At 66.9% G+C, this 4,666-nt stretch carries 6 protein-coding genes; 1 reads left to right on the top strand and 5 read right to left on the bottom strand.

Annotation, left to right across the window (positions count from 1 at the left end; translation table 11 throughout):
• The 3 genes from pyrR to B2W70_RS13770 form a co-directional block, all read right to left on the bottom strand.
• A partial coding sequence (gene pyrR / locus B2W70_RS13780) for a bifunctional pyr operon transcriptional regulator/uracil phosphoribosyltransferase PyrR (protein WP_286746519.1) occupies positions 1-468 on the bottom strand: 468 nt, incomplete at its 3' end.
• Entirely contained in the window at positions 465-917 is a 453-nt protein-coding gene (gene ruvX / locus B2W70_RS13775; protein ID WP_058087956.1) for a Holliday junction resolvase RuvX, read from the bottom strand. The genes pyrR and ruvX, both read right to left, overlap by 4 nt.
• On the bottom strand, positions 914-1,510 hold the full coding sequence (locus B2W70_RS13770; RefSeq protein WP_058087957.1) for a YqgE/AlgH family protein: 597 nt from the start codon (positions 1,508-1,510) through the stop codon (positions 914-916). Before B2W70_RS13770 ends, ruvX begins: the two co-directional genes overlap by 4 nt.
• A gap of 42 nt (positions 1,511-1,552) precedes the next feature.
• Between B2W70_RS13770 and B2W70_RS13765 the strand changes: the two genes are divergently transcribed.
• The gene (locus B2W70_RS13765) at positions 1,553-3,073 is read left to right on the top strand and encodes a cryptochrome/photolyase family protein (RefSeq protein WP_286746516.1); all 1,521 of its coding nucleotides are present in this window, start codon (positions 1,553-1,555) and stop codon (positions 3,071-3,073) included.
• A gap of 4 nt (positions 3,074-3,077) precedes the next feature.
• Here the strand turns inward: B2W70_RS13765 and B2W70_RS13760 are convergent, their stop codons facing one another.
• Positions 3,078-4,121, bottom strand: a complete 1,044-nt coding sequence (locus B2W70_RS13760) for a GGDEF domain-containing protein (protein ID WP_286746514.1) — start codon at positions 4,119-4,121, stop codon at positions 3,078-3,080.
• Positions 4,122-4,201: 80 nt separating this feature from the next.
• Positions 4,202-4,666 (bottom strand): response regulator (locus B2W70_RS13755; RefSeq protein ID WP_286746512.1); only part of this gene is annotated, 465 nt, incomplete at its 5' end.

The raw sequence follows: 4,666 nt of genomic DNA, 5'->3' as shown, positions 1-4,666 counted from the left end.
GTCAAGCGAGACGCGCTCGTCGGCAGGCAGGCTGATGCGGGCGGCCGAGTAGGCCGGCTCGATGGGCAACTGGCGCCCACCGCGATCGACCAGCACGGCCAGGGTGACGCTGGCGGGGCGACCGAAATCGAACAGCTCGTTGATGACGGCGCGCGTGGTGCGGCCGGTGTAGAGCACGTCGTCGATCAGCAGGATGTGGCGGCCTTCGACCTCGAAGGGCAGGTGCGTGGCGCCTTTGGTGGAACTCATGCCGCGCGAGCCGAAGTCGTCGCGGTGCAGGGCCGATGAGATGACCCCATGCGGGGTGCTCAGACCCAGGTCACGGGCCAGGCGCTCGGCCAGCCAGGCGCCACCGGACCAAACGCCCACCAGGGTGGTGTCGGCCGTGACCAGGCGGCGCACGCCGTCCAGCAGGTTGGTGTACAGGGCCTCGGCGTCGAGGCGCAGGGTGTGCGGGGTGGAACTCACGCGGGCCTTTCGGTGTGGGGCGCGGCGCCGGTTGCGGCGGCAGCACCCATGGCATCAAAGTATTGTTGCAGCAGGATGGCGGCCGAGGCGGCGTCCAGGTCGCGCGCACCGTGGGCAATGGCCTCGGTGGTCGAATAACGCTCGTCGACCTCGTGCACGGGCAGGTGGAAACGCCCGCACAGCTGGCGCCCGAACTTGCGCGCGCGCAGGGTGTTGTCATGCTCGGCGCCATCGGGGTGAAAAGGCACGCCCACCACCAGCGCCGCCGGCTGCCACTCGGCCACCAGTTGCGCGATGCGCTCGAAGCGCAGGGTGCCTTCGGCAGCGATGGTCTGAAGTGGCTGGGCCTGGCGCGTCTGGCTGTTGCCGCAGGCCACGCCCACGCGCTTGGCGCCGTAGTCGAAGGCCAGGTAGGTGAGCACGGCAGCGGAGGTGGAAGCCGCGCTCATGCGTGACCGGCCTCGCCCATCAGGAAGTTGCGATCCACACCCAACAGAGACAAAGCCTTGTCATAGCGCTGCTCGACCGGGGTGTCGAAGATGACTTCGGGTTGGGCTTTGACGGTCAACCAGCCGTTGCGAGAAATTTCGTCTTCGAGCTGCCCGGCGCTCCAGCCCGAGTAGCCCAGGGTGACGAAGACGCGCTTGGGGCCGGCACCCCCAGCGAGCGCCTCGAGCACATCGCGGGAGGTGGTCATCTCCAGGCCTGCCGCGCCAATCTTGAGCGTGGAGTTGTAATGGCCGCCCTCTTCGTCCAGGCGGTCATGCAGGACAAAACCTCGCTCGGTCTGAACCGGGCCACCGAAGTACACCGGCTCGTCAGCCAGGTCGGGGCGCTCGAGCTTGAGGTCGACCTTCTCGAAGAGCTCCTGCAAAGGCAACTCGGTCGGGCGGTTGATCACCAGCCCAAGGGCGCCATTGGCGTTGTGCTCGCACAGGTAAACGACCGCGCCGGCGAAGTTGTCGTCGCGCATGCTGGGCATGGCGATGAGGAACTGATCGGTCAGGTCGATGGTGCGGGAAGATGGGGAGCCTGCAGACATGTCATGATTTTACGCCGCCGCCCCTGCTTCACCTCACCCTCCATGCCCGACGTCCACACCTCTGCCCTGGTCTGGTTCCGCCGCGACCTTCGCCACCACGACCACGCCGCCCTCTTCCATGCCCTGAAAAACGCCCAGCGGGTGTGGTGCGCCTTCGTCTTTGACAGCGACATCCTGGCCCCCCTGCCCCGGCAGGATCGGCGCGTGGCCTTCATCCGCGACTCGCTGGTGGAGCTGGACACCGCCTTGCGAGACTTGGCGCGGCAGGTGGGCGCCCCCTCGCCCACCCTCGCGGGGCTGATCGTGCGACAGGGCAGCGCCCGTGTGGAAATCCCGAAACTGGCCGCCGAGTTGGGCGTTCAGGCCGTCTACGCCAACCACGACGACGAGCCCGACGCCCTGGCTCGCGACGCCCAGGTGCGCGGCAAGCTCAGCGACATCGGCGCGGCGCTCTACACCCTCAAGGATCACGTTGTTTTCGAGCGCAACGAGGTGCTGACCGGCAACGGCACGCCATATGGCGTCTTCACGCCCTACAAGAACGCCTGGCTCAAGAAAATCGAGCCCTTCTACGTCAAGCCCTACCCGGTCGAGAAGTACGCGGCGCACCTGGCGCCCATCCCGCCGGCCGTCTGTCCAAGCGAGCAGGACCACGTGCCCACGCTGGGCGACATCGGCTTCGAGCCCGTGGACGACCTCAAGGTGCCCGCCGGCATGGGTGGCGCGCGCGCCCTGCTGGACGACTTCCTGGGCCGCATCGACCGCTACGACGAACTGCGCGACTACCCTGGCGTCAAAGGCCCGAGTTACCTCTCGACCCACCTGCGCTTTGGCACGGTGTCCATCCGCGAGCTGGCCGACCTGGCCTGGCAGCGCAGCCAGCGCGGCTCGGCTGGCGCGCAGGTGTGGCTGTCGGAGCTGATCTGGCGCGACTTCTATCACCAGATCCTGCACCACCACCCGCACGTGGTCGGCCATGCCTACCGGCGCGAGTACGACAAGATCAAGTGGGCCAAGGGCAAGCAGGCCGACACCCATTTCGCGGCCTGGTGCGAGGGCCGAACTGGCTATCCGCTGGTGGACGCTGCCATGCGCCAGCTCAACCAGACCGGCTACATGCACAACCGGCTGCGCATGGTCACGGCCAGCTTCCTGATCAAGGACCTTGGCATCGACTGGCGGCGCGGCGAAGCCTATTTCGCCGAGAAGCTGCTCGATTTCGACCTGGCTGCGAACAACGGCGGCTGGCAGTGGGCGGCTTCATCGGGCTGCGATGCGCAACCCTGGTTCCGCATCTTCAACCCCATCAGCCAGAGCGAGAAGTTCGACCCACAGGGCAAGTTCATCCGCCGCTACGTGCCCGAGCTGGCCAAGCTGCCCGACAACGCCCTGCACGCGCCCTGGCTGGCTCGCCCTGCTGACCTGGCCGCTGCCGAAGACGTGGTGATCGGGCGCGACTACCCTCAGCCCATCGTGCAGCACGATGAGGCCCGCCTGCTGACGCTGGATCGCTACGCCGTGGTCAAGGCCGAAGCCCCAGCCAAGCCGGCACGCAAGCCCTGAGCGCTCAGAACAGTTCGACGTCGCCGATGTGCGCCTCGGGCGAAGCCAGCACGCCCGCGCGAACCAGTCCCTCGTGGCTGAGCACCTGATTGCGTCCCTGGTGCTTGGCACGGTAGACGGCCTGGTCGGCCCTCGCGAAGGCCACGTTGGGGGTGTCCTGGTGGCGCACCTCGGTGAAGCCCACGCTGACGGTGACGTTCTGCACCTGCGGAAACGGGTACTGCGCCACGTTGAGGCGAAAGCGCTCGAAGGCCCCCAAGGCGTCCTCTTCGTTGCCGCCGCGCAGCAAGATGACGAACTCTTCACCGCCAAAGCGATAGAGCCGGTCGTGGTGGCGGAAGGTCTGGCGCATGATGCGTGCGACCAGCACCAGCACCTCGTCACCGATGAGGTGCCCGAAGCCGTCGTTGACGCGTTTGAAGTGGTCGATGTCGACGACGCCCAGCCAATAGCCAGACGAATCACTGTGACGACGCTCGCCCTCGGCGTGATCGGCGCCACACTCGGTCACCGGCATCGAGGCCTTCAGGAAGGTCGCGTCAAAAGTCTGCCGGTTCAGCAGCGCTGTCAGCGCGTCACGCTGACTGGACTCCAGCAAGTTCTGGAAGTTGCCAAACACCTTCAGAACCGTCTGGATCGTGCGCTGTGCTCGCACGGACAAGGGCTCGTCCGAATGGACCTCCAGCACACCGGGCAAGCCCACCTCGACAGGCAGGGGCATGACCATCAGGTGCCCGGGCTGCCCTGAGTCGGGGCCACTCTGCTCGGACAGGCGAGAGGCCAGGGCCTTGGCGCGCAAGGGGTGGTCGGCCTCCAGCGGCAAGGTGTGCAGGTCAACCCAGGACGGGTCGGAGACCGCGATCTGGCCCTTGCGGGCCAGGCCACAGCACAACCAGCGCCGTGACTCGTCCTCGCGGCCGATGAGGCGGTGCACCCCCACACTGACCGAACCCAGCAAATCCAGCACGCCCTGGGCCAGGGTGACGTCCAGCAACTCCCTGTCCCGCTGGGCGGTCAGCGCAGCGAGGTGGGAGATGGCGTCATCCATGGCCGGGGCTGGCGCAGGGATGTCTGAGGGGTGATGAGGCGAAGGTGGCAATTACAGCTTGAACCCGAAAAGGGCGATCGTCACGAGATGGCGATGTCGGTCGCGGCGGCATGACGGGCCACCAACGCCAGCAATTCTTCTTCGCGGTACGGTTTGCCGAGGTAGTGGTTCACCCCCAACTCGGCCGCGTAGTCGCGGTGTTTTTGCGCAATCCGTGAGGTGATCATGATGACGGGCAGGCCGGCGAGCTTCTGGTCAGCGCGGATGTTGCGCACCAGGTCAAAGCCGTCCATGCGAGGCATTTCGATGTCCGACAGTACCACCGCCGGGCGCTCCTGAGCCAAGGATTCAAGGGCCTCCAGCCCGTCTTTTGCCAGGTTGACGCGGTAGCCCTCGCGCGCCAGCAGGCGCTGCGTGACCCGGCGAACGGTCAGCGAATCGTCGACCACGAGCACCAGCGGCACGTCGGGTTCGGCCGACTGCGCCTCGGCCACGAGCAGCGGCTTGGCGTGCGGCTGCAACCAGCCACCGGCCGCATCGCCCGC

Origin of the sequence: Aquabacterium sp. UBA2148 (assembly GCF_002328915.1) — a bacterium.
Taxonomy (GTDB): domain Bacteria; phylum Pseudomonadota; class Gammaproteobacteria; order Burkholderiales; family Burkholderiaceae_C; genus Aquabacterium; species Aquabacterium parvum.
The sequence above is the reverse complement of the archived record's forward strand: the minus strand, read 5'-3'. Positions and strand labels throughout refer to the sequence as shown.

What these genes read in the sequence shown, in the direction of transcription:
- ruvX (WP_058087956.1), bottom strand. Translation starts at nt 917, where the DNA reads ATGAGCGCGGCTTCCACCTCCGCTGCCGTGCTCACCTACCTGGCCTTC.
- B2W70_RS13765 (WP_286746516.1), top strand. Translation starts at nt 1,553, where the DNA reads ATGCCCGACGTCCACACCTCTGCCCTGGTCTGGTTCCGCCGCGACCTT.
- B2W70_RS13760 (WP_286746514.1), bottom strand. Translation starts at nt 4,121, where the DNA reads ATGGATGACGCCATCTCCCACCTCGCTGCGCTGACCGCCCAGCGGGAC.
- B2W70_RS13770 (WP_058087957.1), bottom strand. Translation starts at nt 1,510, where the DNA reads ATGTCTGCAGGCTCCCCATCTTCCCGCACCATCGACCTGACCGATCAG.